Origin of the sequence: Sphingobacterium sp. HSC-15S19 (genome assembly GCF_050433745.1) — a bacterium.
GTDB lineage: Bacteria > Bacteroidota > Bacteroidia > Sphingobacteriales > Sphingobacteriaceae > Sphingobacterium > Sphingobacterium siyangense.
Map to the genome: position 1 here is coordinate 68,197 of NZ_JBNPWQ010000029.1, position 15,368 is coordinate 83,564.

The window sequence follows — 15,368 nt, forward strand, 5'->3', positions numbered from 1 at the left end:
GAAAACTTAAACCTTAAAGAATCATAGAATGGAAGTCATAGAAAGTTTGGGCTATCAGGTATATTTTGATGATACGTTGGCCTCTTTAGAGGCGTTTTTAGCTGAGCGCAATTACTCAAAGATCATCGTATTGGTGGATACCAATACTTTGGATAATTGTTTGCCGCTATTTCAGCAAGCTTTACCCAATTTAGCGAATTATGATGTGATAGAAGTAGATCCGGGCGAAGAAAATAAAAATATTGATTTCTGTATTGGTGTATGGCATAATATGCTCGATTTCGGAGCTGATAGACATTCATTGATGATCAATCTTGGCGGTGGTGTGGTGACTGATATGGGAGGATTTGCCGCATCGACTTTCAAAAGAGGGATGGATTTTATTCAAATTCCGACGACTTTACTTTCCCAGGTAGATGCATCAGTAGGGGGTAAAACCGGTATTGATATGGGAAGTGTGAAAAATATTATTGGAACTTTTGCACAACCCCAGGCTGTTTTTATTTCAAGCCAGTTTTTGAAAACTTTAGATCAACGTCAGTTAATCTCAGGTTTTGCTGAAGTAATCAAACATGGCCTGATCTTCGATCGGGCTTATTATGAGCGAGTGAAAACATTGGAGATCGATCAAATCGATAATTCTTTGGTCAAACATTCTGTTTCGATCAAAAACCGTGTTATCCTTGAGGATCCGAAAGAAAAAGGACTGCGTAAAATTTTAAACTTTGGCCATACAATTGGTCATGCTATTGAGGGATACTCTTTGTTGAACGATGCTTCACCTTTATTACATGGAGAAGCTATTGCAGTAGGAATGATTTGTGAGGGGTATCTATCGCATAAATTGAATGGCTTGCCTTTGGATGAATTAAACGATTTGATCCAAACTTTTAGAAAATATTTCAACGATTACACATTTGATTCATCCATTGATACAGCCTTGTTGGATCTGATGCGAAATGATAAGAAAAACCTGTCCAATCAGATCGGTTTCGCATTGCTTGACCAAATTGGCAGTTGTCAATATGATATCTACGTTTCTGAGGATGATATTATAGAAAGTCTTGATTTTTACCGTGAGCTAATCACACAATAATAAAACAGAAAAGCCGTGTATCGGGAGAATGCGCGGCATTTCTGTACAGCTATTTTTATCGCGATTTCGTTGCGGAAAATAGTAAACCTAAACTTAAATCATCATAATAACCATTTATATCATGAATAGAATCTTCATTTTTCTGTTTCTCCTGTTGGGGATATCAGCTGCTGTTCAGGCACAAAGGCAAGTATTGATCTTTAGCAAGACAAAAGGGTTTAGACACGGAAGCATCGAAAAGGGTGCGCAGGTACTTAAACAGTTGCTAGATAAAGAAAAGATAAAATCTGATCATTCGGAGGATGCTGCTCTGTTTACAGATCAGGGATTGAAAAAATATGACGCTGTTATCTTTCTGAGTACAACTGGCGATATTCTCGATAATGCGCAACAGGAAGCTTTTGTGCGGTATATCCAATCAGGAAAAGGGTTTGTGGGTATTCATGCAGCGACGGATACGGAGTTTGATTGGCCCTGGTATAACGGCCTTGTAGGGGCATATTTTGCATCTCATCCTGCCGTACAAAAAGCCAAAATTGATGTGCTGGATAGAAAACATGCGGCCACCAAGCACCTCGATCCGATCTGGTGGCACAAAGATGAATGGTATAATTTCAAGGACGTGAAGGACGGATTGCATGTGTTGATGAATTTGGATGAAAAAAGCTACCAAGGTGGAAAAATGGGGGATCAACATCCAATCTCCTGGACCCAGACCTACGACGGAGGGAAAGTCTTCTATACCGGGCTTGGACATACCGATGAGTCCTATGACGAACCCGAGTTCCAAAAACATTTAATTGGGGGAATTTTATCTGTTCTTCCCAAGAAAAAGTAACTTATTTTATAGTTGGCGTTTTCTTAACTAGGGCATGGTACATGCTTCTATGTGTCAATAGCACAATGAAAAGTCCCAAATGGTCATTCCATTTGGGACTTTTTTATAATTGATGGGAAAAGGGAAGAGAACCGATTTTGCCATTTGATCGGGTTTAATAGTTCAGTTTATATTTTGCGCCGATACTAAACCAACGACCGGGCATTGGAACGGCGGCAGCTTCTATATAACTCTTGTCAAATATATTCTGAACATCCACAAAGATGTTTAAGTCGTGGAGTTGGTACGATCCTCTTACGTCAGCGATGAAATAAGATTTGTAACTGATACGCTCATTAAAGCGGTTTGCAGAAGTTAACATCCAGTTCTTGTGGTTTATGGTAAAGTTGGCAATAACTTGATGCCTTAAGCTTTCAATAGCATATTTGGATAGTATCCCGTCTGCTAATGTTATGCTTGGGTTGAGATAATTATAACTTAGCGTTGTAAAGTATCGTGTCGTTGCGCTGGGATCATTGATATTATATCGGAATGAAGCATTGAATCCATCAATTTTATTTTTTCCAATATTTATTGGTTTCCAGGGAATGATCGTTCCGCTTCCTGTAGTGGCATCCTCTTTTTGCCAGTCTATGAAATCGCTTATCCTTCGATGGAAATAGCCCGCTTGAGCAATAATCCGATTGGATAAGTATTTTATACCACTTTCGATCTGATAGGCATTTTCAGAGCTCAGTGTGGGGTTTCCGACGTTGGCTGTCTGATTGGTGTAAAGATCCGTAAAGGAAGGGATCCGCTGGCTAGAACCTGCGTTGACTACAATCTTCCAATGTTCGGTAATATCATATCCCAAATCTAGACCCGGGAATACCTGCCAGCCAAATTTTGAGTTGTAATTGATGTAGGCACCAGAGTTGATCATCAGTTTTTTGATCGCCTCTGTTTTGAATTCAAGGTAGCCGCCGTAATTCTCCCGGTTATGGTCGCCAATACTGGTGCTATTGATGCGTTCAAATCGACTTTCTAATCCTAAGCCAAATGTACCATAACTTTGCTCCAATGTAGCATTGATTTCTGCTCCGAAGACGTTGCTGTAATGTTTGGATCTACCTTTGGTTGTTTCTCTGCCTAAATACCAATATTCATCTTCGTTGTAGCGATTACTGAGACGTGGACTGATGGAAAATGCCTGTGTTAATTGATGCTTGGACTGCAGGGAAGCGAAAGCTGTCTTAACCTGTTCATAAGCTTCCTTGTCACTCGGCGCAGCATAGTAACCATTGGCTCCAAATTGATTGTTGATATAGCCAACATTGGCTTTTATCATATTGGCTGTATTCGGTTGATATGTACCGTCATAATAGAGTTTATTATTGTTGGAGGCTGTATTATAGCGTTGTCCATTCGAATCTTCGTGACCAAAATATAAACCGTGGCTTGTTTGCTTGGTTAAGAACTGTGAGCCAAGCTGAACACCTTTACCATAATACTTGCCTGCACTTGTCTGCTCATTATCTTTGAATGAAGAACCACTATATACCTGGGCGCTAATTTGATTTGATTCAATTTTCTTTGTTACGATGTTAATGGCACCGGTTAGTGCATTAATACCGAAAATCCGTGAAGCCGGCCCCCGAATTATTTCGATGCGCTCGATGGCCTCTAGAGGAACCGGAAGGTTCATGTTGTGATGGGCACTCTGTGGATCAGTGATTTTAACACCATTGAGTAGGATCGCCGTCTGTTCAAAAGACCCACCGTCGATACTTATATCTGCCTGCGAACCAAATGGTCCACGTTGGCGAATATCAACGCCTGGGATATTGCTAAGCAACTCGTTGATTGATCGATTTGGTAGTCTCTGTATATCTTCCTGCGTCAATATTTGGATATTTTTGCTCTGTTTTGAAAAAGGGATCTGTAAGCGATTTTGATTAATGATGACTTCGCCCAAAGTGGTTGTGTCTTTAATCTGAGCAGTCGCAGCTCCAATACTCAGCACTAATGCAAGGTTTGTTAACGTAATATTCTTATTCAACATGCTTTCCTAGATTTTACGCTGCAAAAGTAGCTTAGCTGACTAAAAAATAAATAGTCCGGCATGAATAATACTGGTAGTCCGGATGATATTTTGTAACCTTCTTACATCCATTCTTCTCGGCCGATACGCTTTTTCCCCGTTATATCGATGTGATCTTGCTTGTCGCTGCTTTTTATTTTTTCGATGTTAGTCAAGTCGGGTTGGCCGGATTCGAGCCAGGCTGAATACCAATAGGAAGCAACGCGTAAAATGGTTTTTTGCATTCTCCTTTCAACCATACCGTTCATGGCTTCATGATAAGCTCTAGCATAACTGTCGGAATAGGTCCATACCAATTGATTGTTTCGCTCAATAAAAGATTTTTTTTGAGATGCCTTAAATTGACGATTAAGCCGGGCTTCAATGCTCAATACAGAATCCACAAGGCGATTGCTTTCACGGACGATACCCCAGGCTTCCGCTAAGGGATCTTTGATATAGTTGGCTTTTCCAACGCGAAGGTTGTATTTTTCTGAAAACATTTCCGGTAAGCGGCTCTCCCAGAATGCGTGTATACCGAGTTGATTCGTCAGCTGTCCATTATAATTTTTAGTCGTGTGCAATGGAACATGGGCATCAGCAATATAATGGCCGAGTTCTGCTGAGTGTTTGATGATCCGTTTATAATCTTTTGCTTGAAAGGCCTTAACAAGCTTTTGATAGGTAAGATTGATTTGCCAGGGCACAATACCATTTTTTAACAATTGCCTTTCTTGAAATTTCTCTTTGGCCTGTGACCAATGTATCGGCATGGAGTCAACTGTACTTTCCTTGCGGTAGTCCTCTAAATCTATAAAATGTCTTGGGCCTTCAGCGCTGTCTGTGAAGCAGCGTTTATCTGGATCAACAGCTTTTTCGGTAATAAGGTCAATATTGGATTTATAGAACTTAGCCAACTGAGCGGGGAGCGCAAAGACGGCATAATGATTAATTTTTTTATGAGCAAAAAATCCCCACGATGTTAAAATTAGCATGGCGACTATGCAAAGCATTCGATAAAATAGAGACTTCATGGGGTATCAAACTGGCTATTAATTAATTGTTGATATTAAATATACGTAAAGGAAAATTAAAAATGGATTAACGATTTTTTTTATTGATGTTAATTTATATTTTCTTAACATAACTAAACAATAAAATAATATTGATACTCGTTAAAATTGATTAATTTGCCGACACAAAATACAGTCGTTATGAAGATATTGTATGCCGTACAAGGGACAGGAAATGGACATCTGAGCCGGGCAATGGATATTGTCCCCTGTTTGAGAGAGTTAGGGGAAGTCGATGTTTTGGTTAGTGGAATTCAAGCAGATCTATCATTACCTTTCGAAGTGAAATACCGTTTTCACGGGTTGAGTTTTATCTTTGGTAAATCCGGCGGAGTAGATCTGTGGAAAACATTTATGAGTTCGACGATCCGTAAATTTACGAATGAAATTAAGAGCTTGCCTATAGAAAACTATGATTTGGTGATCAATGATTTTGAACCGATTTCTGCTTGGGCTTGTCATTCAAAAGATTTGGACTGCATTGGGTTGAGCCATCAGATCGCTGCCTTAGATCCATCGAGTCCTAAGCCAGAAGATAGTGATATGCTGGGCAAATTTATTATGAAAAATTATGCTCCGTCTACCCATTCCTATGGTTTCCATTTCAAGCGGTACGCCAAGAATATTTACCAACCGGTTATCCGTAATGCTGTTCGTGAATTGAACGTGACAGATCAGGGACATTATACGGTTTACCTCCCAGCATATGACGATGCGCATCTTTTAAAGCATTTGATGAAGTTTCCGGATGTGAAGTGGGATGTTTTTAGCAAACATAATTCGAAGGCATTTGACATGAAAAATGTAACGATAAGACCGATCAATAACCAATCTTTTATTGATAGTATGGCATCTTCTTCTGGAGTTTTATGTGGGGCAGGTTTTGAAACACCGGCAGAAGCGTTATATTTGAAAAAGAAACTGTTAGTTATCCCGATGAAAAACCAATATGAGCAGCATTTGAATGCAGCGTCATTGGAAGAGATGGGGGTGCCTGTAATTTCGAGCTTAAAACAGAAAAACATGCTGGCGATAGAAGCCTGGCTCAACAGTAAATCTAGGGTTGAAGTTGATTACCCTAATATCACGCAGGAAATTATAAATGAAATCGTGCAGAAGCACCGTTGAACAAACATGAAGTATATTGCATTAGCCCTATTATCCTTGACAACAGTCACAGGATTTGCCCAACAAAAAAAAACGAACATGACGGCGAAGAAGAAGGTCGTCGCAACTAAATCAAGTACAACAAATCAACTGAAAACGAAGGCCGATTCTGTGTCATATGCGTTTGGTGCCGATATCGGAAATTCACTAAAATCTATTGAGATCGATTACTTGAAGTCAGATGTTATTGCAAAAGCAATTTCGGATGTCTTGAAAGGGGAGAAATCGCTATTGGAAGATGGCCAAGGAAGAGCTGTTATCCAGCAGGCGATCATGGACGTTCGTGCTAAAAAAGAGGCTGCTAGCCGTGCTGAAGAAGATAAATTTTTTGCCGAAAATGCAAAGGTTGTTGGGATGAAATCTACAGCTGAAGGAATTCAATATCTTGTTCTAAATGAGGCGGAAGGTCCAAAACCAAAAAGTGACGATGAGGTAACAGTACATTATAGAGGTACCTTACTCAATGGAAAGCAATTTGATAGCTCATACGACCGTAAGGAGCCATTGAAACTATCCTTGGGTCAGGTGATCAAGGGTTGGCAGATTGGAATCCCGTTAATGTCCAAAGGGGCAAAATATAAATTTTTTATACCTAGTAGATTAGCGTATGGCGAACGGGCGACAGGTGAAATTCCTGCAAACAGCACATTGGTGTTTGAGGTAGAATTGCTTGATATTGGTGCAGATGGAACAACGTAAATTAGGAAATACAAGCTTAATCGTTTCGGAAATAGGTTTGGGCTGTATGTCGCTAAAAGGCAATCAGTCCAAACAATCCAAAGATATTATCCAAAAAGCTTACGAGAACGGGATCACTTTCTTTGATACCGCTGATCTCTACGATAAAGGCCTAAACGAGATGATCGTCGGGGAGAGTGTGCAAAGCTTTCGCAAGCATATTGTTTTGGCGTCGAAAGTTGGTAACCTTTGGCGTGCAGATGGATCCGGTTGGGATTGGAAGGCTTCGAGGGACTATATTATCAAGGCTGTGGAAGGTTCGTTGTCACGTTTAAAAACGGATTACATCGACCTCTATCAGTTACATGGTGGTACAATAGAAGATCCGATAGAGGAGATTGTTGAAGCGTTTGAGTTGTTGAAGAAACAAGGGAAAATCCGTGCTTATGGCCTTTCATCAATTCGCCCAAACGTTATCAAGGCATTTTTGTCCAAATCTGACATTGCCTCAGTAATGATGCAATACAGTCTATTGGATAGAAGACCAGTAGAAGAAATCAGTGGCTTGTTGGAAGAACGGGGTGTAAGTATCGTCGTACGCGGTGTATTAGCCAAAGGTGTTCTCATCAACAAACCTATTGAACCTTTTCTTCAGTATAGTTCGGGAGAGGTGGCCCATATCGTGAGAAACTTGGCAAATCTTTCCAAACGTATCGGAAAAGACAATATGATTGTTGCACTATCTTATGTGCTTTCTAACGCAGCTGTTGGTACAGCACTCGTTGGTGTGAGTACCAAATTGCAATTGGATGAATTGATCAGAGCAAAAGCGCAGATGATCAAATTAAGTGATTCGGATAAGCAGGTACTATTGGAAGGTGTCCGGTCGTTATACTATACCGAACACCGGTAAGCTTTACTATTTATTAAAAAATAGTCTTAATATTTTAGCGAGGTCTTCTTTTGTATCCACCGCGACAGTTTCATGCATTGTAATTGCCGTTTGAATGGTGTAACCGTTTTCTATCCAGCGCAGCTGTTCCAATGCCTCTGCTTCTTCTAGCATAGAAATGGGAAGTTGTGTCAGGGCTTTTAATGTATCTACCTGGTAAGCATATATTCCGATATGTTTATAGAATGTTTGCTTTTGTAACCATTGGTCTTTTTCCACACCTCTTAAAAAAGGAATGGTCTGCCTACTAAAGTAGATTGCTTCTCCTTTGCTGTTTCGGACAACTTTAGGGATGTTTACATTGAATAGTTCTTCCTCCGCAGTAATTTCTTTGACTAGGGTCGCTATCTGCGTAGTGGTATCTTCAAAACAATGTGCTAAAAGATCAATTTGCGCGGGGTCAATAAAGGGTTCGTCACCCTGTATATTGATGGCAACATCATAACCTTCTATATCCGTTATAACTTCGGCGCAACGATCTGTTCCCGATTGGTGGTGCTCTGCTGTCATGACGACTTTGCCACCAAAGGAAAGTACAGTTTGTGCTATCCGTTGATCGTCGGTTGCGACAACAACTTCGTTTAATTTTGTTGATTTTTTGACCTGTTCGTAGACACGCTGGATCATCGTTTTTCCTTCGATGTCGATCAGGGGTTTTCCAGGGAATCTGCTCGATGCATATCGAGCAGGGATAATACCTAAAAATTTCATCTTTTATTTTTTATCAATGGATGGGCAATTGGAATTTATCAAAAAGCCTGTAAAATAACGTTATTTTACAGGCTTTTTAATTCGTTGATTATTCGAACAATCCGAATAATTCGGCTTCGATCTTTTGAATGATATCGCCGAGGTCTTCTGGGTTTTTGGTGAAGTCCAGATTGTCCTTGTCCAGAATCATGACCTTACCTTCTTTGTAATTATTGATCCATTTATCGTATTTATCGTTCAGCTTCGACAGATAATCCAAGCGAATTGCGGATTCATAGTCACGGCCTCTTTTTTGGATATTATTCACCAGGGTAGGGACAGAGGCTTTGAGGTAAATCAATAAATCTGGCGGTTTGATATAGTGGATAATGCTTTGAAAAATATTACTATAGTTTTCAAAATCACGTGCGCTCATTAAACCCATATCATACAAGTTTTCGGCAAAGATATAAGCATCTTCATAAATGGTACGATCCTGAATCATATCAATGCCAGTTTCCTGCAATTTTACAATATGTCTAAAGCGACTGTTGAGGAAAAAAATCTGAAGATTGAATGCCCAGCGTTTCATGTCCGAATAAAAATCTTCCAGATAAGGATTGTTGTCTACAGCTTCAAACTGAGGTTCAAATTTAAAGTGACTGGCCAACATTTCGGTCAACGTTGTTTTGCCGGCACCTATATTTCCAACGATAGCGATGTGCATATTATTTCTAGCTTAATAAAATCTTTTAATACCAATAATCTCACGAACCTCTTTCAGTGTCTTGTGCGCAGATTCGCTTGCTTTTTCAGCGCCCATTTTTGCAACTTTAGCAATGTATGCATCATCGTTTGATATATCCTCAATACGGGAGCGTACATCGTTGGTTGCAAGTACCATATCTTCTGCCAATTGTTTTTTGAAATCACCATAACGAATTTCACATTTGTTATAGAGTTCATCAAAATGCTGTAACGTATCTGCAGTAGATACGACCTTCATTAAATCAAAAAGATTTTGGATAGCTTCAGGCTTAGGCTGGTTCATCTCAGTTGGGCCAGAATCGGATACAGCACGCATCACCTTTTTACGAATTACGGTTTCACTATCCGATAGATAAATACAATCTGCCTCACCATTGGATTTACCCATTTTTCCCTGGCCTGCAAGTCCGGGAACTTTCACCAATTTGTCGGAATAGGAGAATGCAAATGCTTCTTTAAAATAATCTACGTTGTATAAGCGATTGAAGCGATTGCCAAAAGTCCGCGTCATCTCCAAATGTTGTTCCTGATCTTTTCCTACTGGAACTTTTGTGCCATGGTGAATCAATATATCACAGGCCATCAAGACCGGATAGGTCAATAAACCTGCGTTAACATTGTCGGGATTGCTTCTAACTTTATCCTTAAATGCTGTAGCACGTTCAAGCTCGCCGAGATAGGCATTCATATTCATGTATAGATAGAGTTCCGCAACTTCTGGAACATCTGATTGAACGTAAATAGTCGATTTTTCGGGGTCTATTCCTGCAGCTAGATATTCAACAATAACTTGGCGAACCGTTCCCTGAAGTCCATGAGGAGTGGGGTGGGTCGTTAGTGAATGTAAATCCGCAATGAAAAAAAAGCAATTATATTCGTTTTGCATTTTCACAAAATTGCTCAATGCGCCGTAGTAATTTCCTAAATGTAATTTTCCGGTACTTCTGATACCGCTAACAACTGTTTCCATATTCCTGCGAATTTACGCATAAATTTGACAAAGTCGAATTAAATTCGGTCGGTGACTCCCTTTTTAGGAATTGCTTTATTTTTTTAATTTTTTAGCTTCATTCCAATAAACGTCCATTTCTTCTAAACTCATTTCCTGCAGCAGCTGCTTATTTTCAGCGGCTTTTTGTTCTAAATAGGTAAATCGCTCAATGAATTTTTTGTTGGTGCGTTCTAGAGCATTTTCAGGATTGATACCAATATGCCGTGCATAATTTATTAAGGAGAATAAGAGGTCGCCAAATTCCCCTTCTGCTTTTTCCTGATCCATAGGAAGTGCTGTCTCCAGATTAAATTCTGCTTTAAATTCGGCAAGCTCTTCCTCTACTTTTTCCCATACTTGTTTCTTATCTTCCCAGTCAAAGCCGACACCGCGAACTTTATCTTGGATACGATAGGCCTTTACCAAAGCGGGTAGGCCTTTCGGCACGCCGGAAAGAACAGATGTATTGCCTTCTTTGAGCTTGATTGTTTCCCAATTGGATTTGACTTGATCTTCTGTATCAGCACTGGTGTCGCCGTAGATGTGGGGATGGCGCGTAATCAATTTATCACAGATTGCATTGAGTACGTCTACGATGTTGAAATGTCCGTCTTCTTCGGCAATGCGGGCATAGAATACAAGATGCATCAAGACGTCACCAAGCTCTTTTTTGATTTCTGGATAATCTTTTTCCAAAATGGCGTCGGTTAATTCATACATTTCCTCCATGGTCAAATGTCGAAGGGATTCCATGGTCTGTTTTTTATCCCAGGGACATTCAATCCGTAAGGTATATAAGACATCGAGTAATCGTTGAAAAGCGAGTTGAGGTGTATGCTGATACGCTGGTGCTGCTAGATTTGCCATATTTCATCGTGTTTGGTAGCACAAAAGTAGAAATATGATTTCGAATAAACTATTTCAAATTGCGGAAAACAAAACTCTTTTGTCAATCGTTTTATAATAAAAATTAGAATTTAGATCGGATTTAGAACAATCAACTATGGAAAGAATGCATGGATACTCCTCTGCAAGTGTTGCCTTGGAAAAGTTAAACAACTTAGGTTACACGATAGATTATAATATTGAATTTGACGATTTGTTGGCTCATGCAGATCAGTACAGAATTGACTACTTATTTCGCTATGAAGGTGCATCAGATCCTGATGATGAATCGTCGGTGTATGGTATTAGCAAAAATTCGGGACAGAAAGGTGTTTTTGTTGCAGGCAATTTGTCTTTAATTGAAGGTAAGAAGCGGGATATTCTATTACAAATGGAACTTAAAGAGCGGGAGCGATAGCCTTATGGAAAAAAATGGAATGGAAACAACGGAGCGGCTTGAGCAGCTTAAGCTTTGGGCCTTGAAACGTGATGGTAAAGAGGCGGATGCGCAATACCATGATCTTGCTTCGGATCGATGGTTGCAGGTTTATAGAAATGAAGCATTAAACCTCATGAAAGCGGGATTCTACAATAAAGGCTCGGCTTTGTTTGAGTCTTATGTTGAGGTTCATTATCCGCATGAACTGGAAAAATTGATTGGCAAATTAGAACGTAGTTATGACAGTTTACAGCGTTTTAGTCCAGGATTGCTTGAAGATGGTTTTTATAATCTCGTTTTGGGTGATATCCCTTTGCTCATGGCTGGTACGATCGTTGTTTTGCTTAGGGCCAAAGAGTCTGATTTTCCATCCATTTACAATAATGATGAGGATGCCGACATGCGAAGCTCTCCAAATTGGCTTATACAGCAGTCAAACAATGATATTTGGGTTGATATGCACCAGACAGCTTTAAATAATATTCACTACCCGGATAAAATTCTTTAGTCTGGCAAAATTTTTGCGGCCGATCGTGCCAGAAAGAGGAAACCTGAATAGGTTGTTCACTTTTTGGACTTTTTATTGAATTATAAACCCATTCTAAATTTTATTTTATGATGTTGTACATTGGTATTTTTGCCGTTATCGTTGTGGCTTGCGTATTCATTTCTCTTATGATGATGAAAAAGCAAAAGGAGACGGCCAAAAAGTATGAAGGTGAATCCGGGATTGCCCTAGCTCCAGGCGTAAAGGATGAATTGTTAAGTGATGAATTTAGTGAATTAAGAAAACAGTTGAACGGCGCTCCGATCGACGCCTTTACGCAATGCGCGTATATTGCAACAGTTGGCGACAAAGTTGCTTCAGCTGCAGCTACAGCGGCCAAGACTGTTGCTTGGGCGGCTGTAGGTGTAAAGGCTCGTTATAATGAACGGGATAACGCTTCTTATCTGGTGCTTAGCAACAACGAGTTGCATTACGTATTTTTTGATGAGGGTGAGGTGAGAGATCATTTGGTTTTTGATCATGAAACCTTGCTCGATGCGCGAACTGCGCAGATTACTAATTCTGAAAAAGTAACACGCATGGGCTCTGTCATGGGCTTGAAACCTAAGAAAATGCATCTTGACGTCAATGGAAATGGGCTCGATATTATTTATTACGGCACTGTTCAGCGTATGCCACATGGTATTATTTCTCCAGGTTCAGGTATGTTCGAAACACAGGCGAGGCTTCAATTGATGGGGCGTTTGTTTTTGGATAGATTATATAAAAAATATCCGCAGCTACAGAACTAAGCCGCCGAGAAATGTCATTTTAGTTTCGTTTTAATTGAAGTAAGTGGCCTTTTTGACTTGATTCCGCATTGCTTTTAGTAAATTGTCTGTATCATAAAATTTATATCATATGAAAATTTTAGCAGATAAAGTAGCTTTAGTAACAGGGGCGGGTTCGGGGATCGGACTGGCAGTTGCATTGGCTTATGGTAAAGAAGGTGCAAAAGTCGTTGTCTCGGATATCAACGAGCAAGCGGGGAATGAAACCGTAAAACAAATTGAATCTCTAGGAGGAGAAGCTGTGTTTTTCAAAGCAGATAGCTCATCTCCCGCTGACAATGAGGCCTTGGTTGGTTACGCTGTCAAGACATTTGGCCGGCTTGATATTGCATGCAATAATGCTGGTATTGGTGGAGAGGCTGCACTAACGGGAGATTACAGTCTCGATGGATGGAAAAAAGTAATTGATATTAATTTCAATGGCGTATTTTATGGATGTAAATATCAAATAGAAGCCATGGAGAGGAATGGAGGCGGTGTTATTGTCAATATGGCTTCCATTCATGGTACCGTGGCTGCACCTATGTCAAGTGCTTATACTTCAGCCAAACATGCTGTAGTGGGACTGACAAAGAACATCGGCGCAGAATATGGTCAAAAAAATATTCGTTGTAATGCGGTTGGACCTGGTTATATTGATACACCGTTATTGGCTAAGTTGGATAAAGAGCATATCAATGCGTTAATCAGTAAACACCCCATTGGACGTTTGGGAAAGGCAGAGGAAGTCGCTGAGCTGGTTCTTTTTCTAAGTTCGGATAAATCGTCTTTTATGACCGGTGGGTATTACCTAGTTGATGGTGGTTATACTGCTGTTTAACAGATCAGTTTAAGAAAAAAGGGATCCAAATGTGTCGTGTTGGATCCCTTTTTTTGCACTATAATTGTGCTGCCGGACGTATTTCAGTCCCTTCCATGTTATTTAATCCGTCACCCAACGTGCGACGATATTTATCTGCTACCTGTTGGAGTTGTTTGACAATTTCGGGATATTGATCTTTTAGGTCTCTATCTTCACCGGGATCAATTGCAAGATTATATAATGCCAAGGGGACTTTTACTGTAGCATATTTTCCTGGATACCGATCGCCGCCTATGGTTGCAGATGCTTCGTATGTTTCGGTTTCAGCAGGAAAAACAAGCTTCCATTTTCCTTTTCGGATTGCTTTCAAATTGTTTTTATTATGATAATAAGCGAGTTCATCTCGTGGAGTACTTTGGGTATTACCCAATAGAAGCTCTGTAAAATCAATCCCATCGATTTTCTTTGTTGGCTTGACTGCCTGGGTAATATTGACAATCGTTGGTAGTAAGTCCATATTGGTCAAAAGCTGGTTACTTACAGTTGCGGGTTTAACATGACCGGGCCAGCTTATAATGCAAGGTACTTTTAATCCACCATCAAATATAGTTGCTTTACCCTCTCTGAGCCCTCCTGTCGAACCGGCGTGGTTTCCAAACGTGAGCCATGGACCATTGTCACTCGTGAAAATAACAATAGTGTTTTCGAGCAGATGATTTTGTTCCAACGTCTTCATCACTTCGCCTACGGACCAGTCTACTTCTTCCATAACGTCCCCAAACATACCGGCACCGCTTTTGCCTTTAAATTTTTCGGAAACGCCAAGTGGGACATGTACCATGGCATGGGCTAAATAGAGAAAGAAGGGGTTATTTTTATTACGTTTGATAAAAGAGACCGCTCGGTTTGTATAATCGGTGGTCAATTGATCCTGACCATCAAAAGAATCGATAATTTTAACTGTTTTGTTGCCTTTTACTAAAGGAAGTGGGGGGTATTGGGCCCGCCAAAAAGTTGAATCTTGCCATTTTTTTCCTTCATAATCGTAGGCCCACATATCATTGGAGTAGGGAAGTCCATAGAACTCGTCAAAGCCATTTTGAAGGGGAAGGTAAGGTTCTTTATGTCCAAGATGCCATTTTCCGACCATACCGGTTTTATATCCCTTGCTTTTCAATAGTTCGGCGATCGTTTGTTCATCGGGGTTAAGTGCAAATTTGGCATTATGGTCAATCGCGCCGCTAATGCCAATTCGCGTAGGGTAGCAGCCAGTTAATAGGGCACTTCGGGAAGCTGTACAGATTGGCTGCGCGGCATAAAAATCGGTGAAACGAAGACCTTGTGCTGCGAGTTTATCGATATTTGGCGTTTGGTAAGGGCCACCACCATAGCAGACTGGGTCGGCATAGCCCATATCATCCATTAAAATTATAATGATGTTTGGGGGTGGAGCTGGTTTATTCTCATCCGTAATAGAAGCTGCTGAAGCTCCAAGGGTAAATAGTCGTTCCTTAACAAAACCCACTATTTAATTTATTTTTAAAAACAGGATTAGAAAACAGCATAATTTGTATCTTATAAAATAAGAAAAT

General features: G+C 40.2%; 16 protein-coding genes. 9 read left to right on the forward strand and 7 right to left on the reverse strand.

Features of this window, described 5'->3' with window-relative positions:
- The first annotated feature begins 28 nt into the window (after nucleotides 1-28).
- Together aroB and L1283_RS20930 are read left to right on the forward strand one after the other, a co-directional pair.
- Nucleotides 29-1,096: a 3-dehydroquinate synthase gene (gene aroB / locus L1283_RS20925; RefSeq protein WP_088161118.1), complete on the forward strand. Its 1,068-nt coding sequence runs from the start codon at nucleotides 29-31 to the stop codon at nucleotides 1,094-1,096.
- 121 nt (nucleotides 1,097-1,217) lie between these two features.
- Nucleotides 1,218-1,934, forward strand: coding sequence for a ThuA domain-containing protein (locus tag L1283_RS20930; protein ID WP_145327423.1), 717 nt, complete (start codon nucleotides 1,218-1,220; stop codon nucleotides 1,932-1,934).
- Nucleotides 1,935-2,088: 154 nt separating this feature from the next.
- On the opposite strand, the gene L1283_RS20935 is transcribed toward L1283_RS20930, so the two are convergent.
- Nucleotides 2,089-3,975, reverse strand: a complete 1,887-nt coding sequence (locus L1283_RS20935; protein ID WP_286709510.1) for a TonB-dependent receptor plug domain-containing protein — start codon at nucleotides 3,973-3,975, stop codon at nucleotides 2,089-2,091.
- A 101-nt stretch (nucleotides 3,976-4,076) separates the two neighbouring features.
- Nucleotides 4,077-4,988, reverse strand: a complete 912-nt coding sequence (locus L1283_RS20940) for a zinc dependent phospholipase C family protein (RefSeq protein WP_232475749.1) — start codon at nucleotides 4,986-4,988, stop codon at nucleotides 4,077-4,079.
- Nucleotides 4,989-5,207: 219 nt separating this feature from the next.
- Between L1283_RS20940 and L1283_RS20945 the strand changes: the two genes are divergently transcribed.
- From L1283_RS20945 to L1283_RS20955, 3 genes are read left to right on the forward strand one after another with little or no spacing between them, the layout of a single operon-like run.
- Nucleotides 5,208-6,194, forward strand: a complete 987-nt coding sequence (locus L1283_RS20945; RefSeq protein WP_088161122.1) for a glycosyltransferase family protein — start codon at nucleotides 5,208-5,210, stop codon at nucleotides 6,192-6,194.
- 6 nt (nucleotides 6,195-6,200) lie between these two features.
- Nucleotides 6,201-6,932: an FKBP-type peptidyl-prolyl cis-trans isomerase gene (locus L1283_RS20950; RefSeq protein WP_286709508.1), complete on the forward strand. Its 732-nt coding sequence runs from the start codon at nucleotides 6,201-6,203 to the stop codon at nucleotides 6,930-6,932.
- Nucleotides 6,919-7,824 carry an aldo/keto reductase gene (locus L1283_RS20955; RefSeq protein ID WP_286848412.1) on the forward strand — a complete coding sequence of 302 codons (906 nt, stop codon included), beginning with the start codon at nucleotides 6,919-6,921 and terminating at the stop codon, nucleotides 7,822-7,824. The genes L1283_RS20950 and L1283_RS20955 overlap by 14 nt, the downstream gene beginning before the upstream one ends.
- A 6-nt stretch (nucleotides 7,825-7,830) precedes the next feature.
- On the opposite strand, the gene kdsB is transcribed toward L1283_RS20955, so the two are convergent.
- From kdsB to mazG, 4 genes are all read right to left on the reverse strand, one after another.
- Nucleotides 7,831-8,574, reverse strand: coding sequence for a 3-deoxy-manno-octulosonate cytidylyltransferase (gene kdsB / locus L1283_RS20960; RefSeq protein ID WP_286709506.1), 744 nt, complete (start codon nucleotides 8,572-8,574; stop codon nucleotides 7,831-7,833).
- Between the two features lie 88 nt (nucleotides 8,575-8,662).
- On the reverse strand, nucleotides 8,663-9,280 hold the full coding sequence (locus tag L1283_RS20965) for a deoxynucleoside kinase (protein WP_075992064.1): 618 nt from the start codon (nucleotides 9,278-9,280) through the stop codon (nucleotides 8,663-8,665).
- A gap of 12 nt (nucleotides 9,281-9,292) precedes the next feature.
- Nucleotides 9,293-10,291 carry a tryptophan--tRNA ligase gene (gene trpS / locus L1283_RS20970; RefSeq protein ID WP_088161124.1) on the reverse strand — a complete coding sequence of 333 codons (999 nt, stop codon included), beginning with the start codon at nucleotides 10,289-10,291 and terminating at the stop codon, nucleotides 9,293-9,295.
- Nucleotides 10,292-10,366: 75 nt separating this feature from the next.
- A complete protein-coding gene (mazG, locus tag L1283_RS20975) occupies nucleotides 10,367-11,179 on the reverse strand; it encodes a nucleoside triphosphate pyrophosphohydrolase (RefSeq protein ID WP_286834872.1) in 813 nt (270 codons plus the stop codon).
- Nucleotides 11,180-11,315: 136 nt separating this feature from the next.
- Between mazG and L1283_RS20980 the strand changes: the two genes are divergently transcribed.
- The 4 genes from L1283_RS20980 (at nucleotide 11,316) to L1283_RS20995 (ending at nucleotide 13,794) form a co-directional block, all read left to right on the forward strand.
- Nucleotides 11,316-11,615 (forward strand): hypothetical protein, encoded by a 300-nt coding sequence (locus L1283_RS20980; RefSeq protein ID WP_153848806.1) that lies wholly within the window; start codon nucleotides 11,316-11,318, stop codon nucleotides 11,613-11,615.
- A gap of 4 nt (nucleotides 11,616-11,619) precedes the next feature.
- A complete protein-coding gene (locus tag L1283_RS20985) occupies nucleotides 11,620-12,144 on the forward strand; it encodes a hypothetical protein (protein WP_286709504.1) in 525 nt (174 codons plus the stop codon).
- 107 nt (nucleotides 12,145-12,251) lie between these two features.
- Nucleotides 12,252-12,935, forward strand: a complete 684-nt coding sequence (locus L1283_RS20990) for a hypothetical protein (protein WP_147420923.1) — start codon at nucleotides 12,252-12,254, stop codon at nucleotides 12,933-12,935.
- A gap of 109 nt (nucleotides 12,936-13,044) precedes the next feature.
- Nucleotides 13,045-13,794, forward strand: a complete 750-nt coding sequence (locus L1283_RS20995; protein WP_075992070.1) for an SDR family NAD(P)-dependent oxidoreductase — start codon at nucleotides 13,045-13,047, stop codon at nucleotides 13,792-13,794.
- Nucleotides 13,795-13,852: 58 nt separating this feature from the next.
- Here the strand turns inward: L1283_RS20995 and L1283_RS21000 are convergent, their stop codons facing one another.
- Complete coding sequence (locus L1283_RS21000) at nucleotides 13,853-15,301, reverse strand: sulfatase family protein (protein ID WP_429626416.1); 1,449 nt, start codon at nucleotides 15,299-15,301, stop codon at nucleotides 13,853-13,855.
- Nucleotides 15,302-15,368: the final 67 nt, after the last annotated feature.

Coding starts and splice junctions, on each gene's coding strand:
- aroB (WP_088161118.1), top strand. CDS start 29: ATGGAAGTCATAGAAAGTTTGGGCTATCAGGTATATTTTGATGATACG.
- L1283_RS20930 (WP_145327423.1), top strand. CDS start 1,218: ATGAATAGAATCTTCATTTTTCTGTTTCTCCTGTTGGGGATATCAGCT.
- L1283_RS20935 (WP_286709510.1), bottom strand. CDS start 3,975: ATGTTGAATAAGAATATTACGTTAACAAACCTTGCATTAGTGCTGAGT.
- L1283_RS20940 (WP_232475749.1), bottom strand. CDS start 4,988: ATGCTAATTTTAACATCGTGGGGATTTTTTGCTCATAAAAAAATTAAT.
- L1283_RS20945 (WP_088161122.1), top strand. CDS start 5,208: ATGAAGATATTGTATGCCGTACAAGGGACAGGAAATGGACATCTGAGC.
- L1283_RS20950 (WP_286709508.1), top strand. CDS start 6,201: ATGAAGTATATTGCATTAGCCCTATTATCCTTGACAACAGTCACAGGA.
- L1283_RS20955 (WP_286848412.1), top strand. CDS start 6,919: ATGGAACAACGTAAATTAGGAAATACAAGCTTAATCGTTTCGGAAATA.
- kdsB (WP_286709506.1), bottom strand. CDS start 8,574: ATGAAATTTTTAGGTATTATCCCTGCTCGATATGCATCGAGCAGATTC.
- L1283_RS20965 (WP_075992064.1), bottom strand. CDS start 9,280: ATGCACATCGCTATCGTTGGAAATATAGGTGCCGGCAAAACAACGTTG.
- trpS (WP_088161124.1), bottom strand. CDS start 10,291: ATGGAAACAGTTGTTAGCGGTATCAGAAGTACCGGAAAATTACATTTA.
- mazG (WP_286834872.1), bottom strand. CDS start 11,179: ATGGCAAATCTAGCAGCACCAGCGTATCAGCATACACCTCAACTCGCT.
- L1283_RS20980 (WP_153848806.1), top strand. CDS start 11,316: ATGGAAAGAATGCATGGATACTCCTCTGCAAGTGTTGCCTTGGAAAAG.
- L1283_RS20985 (WP_286709504.1), top strand. CDS start 11,620: ATGGAAAAAAATGGAATGGAAACAACGGAGCGGCTTGAGCAGCTTAAG.
- L1283_RS20990 (WP_147420923.1), top strand. CDS start 12,252: ATGATGTTGTACATTGGTATTTTTGCCGTTATCGTTGTGGCTTGCGTA.
- L1283_RS20995 (WP_075992070.1), top strand. CDS start 13,045: ATGAAAATTTTAGCAGATAAAGTAGCTTTAGTAACAGGGGCGGGTTCG.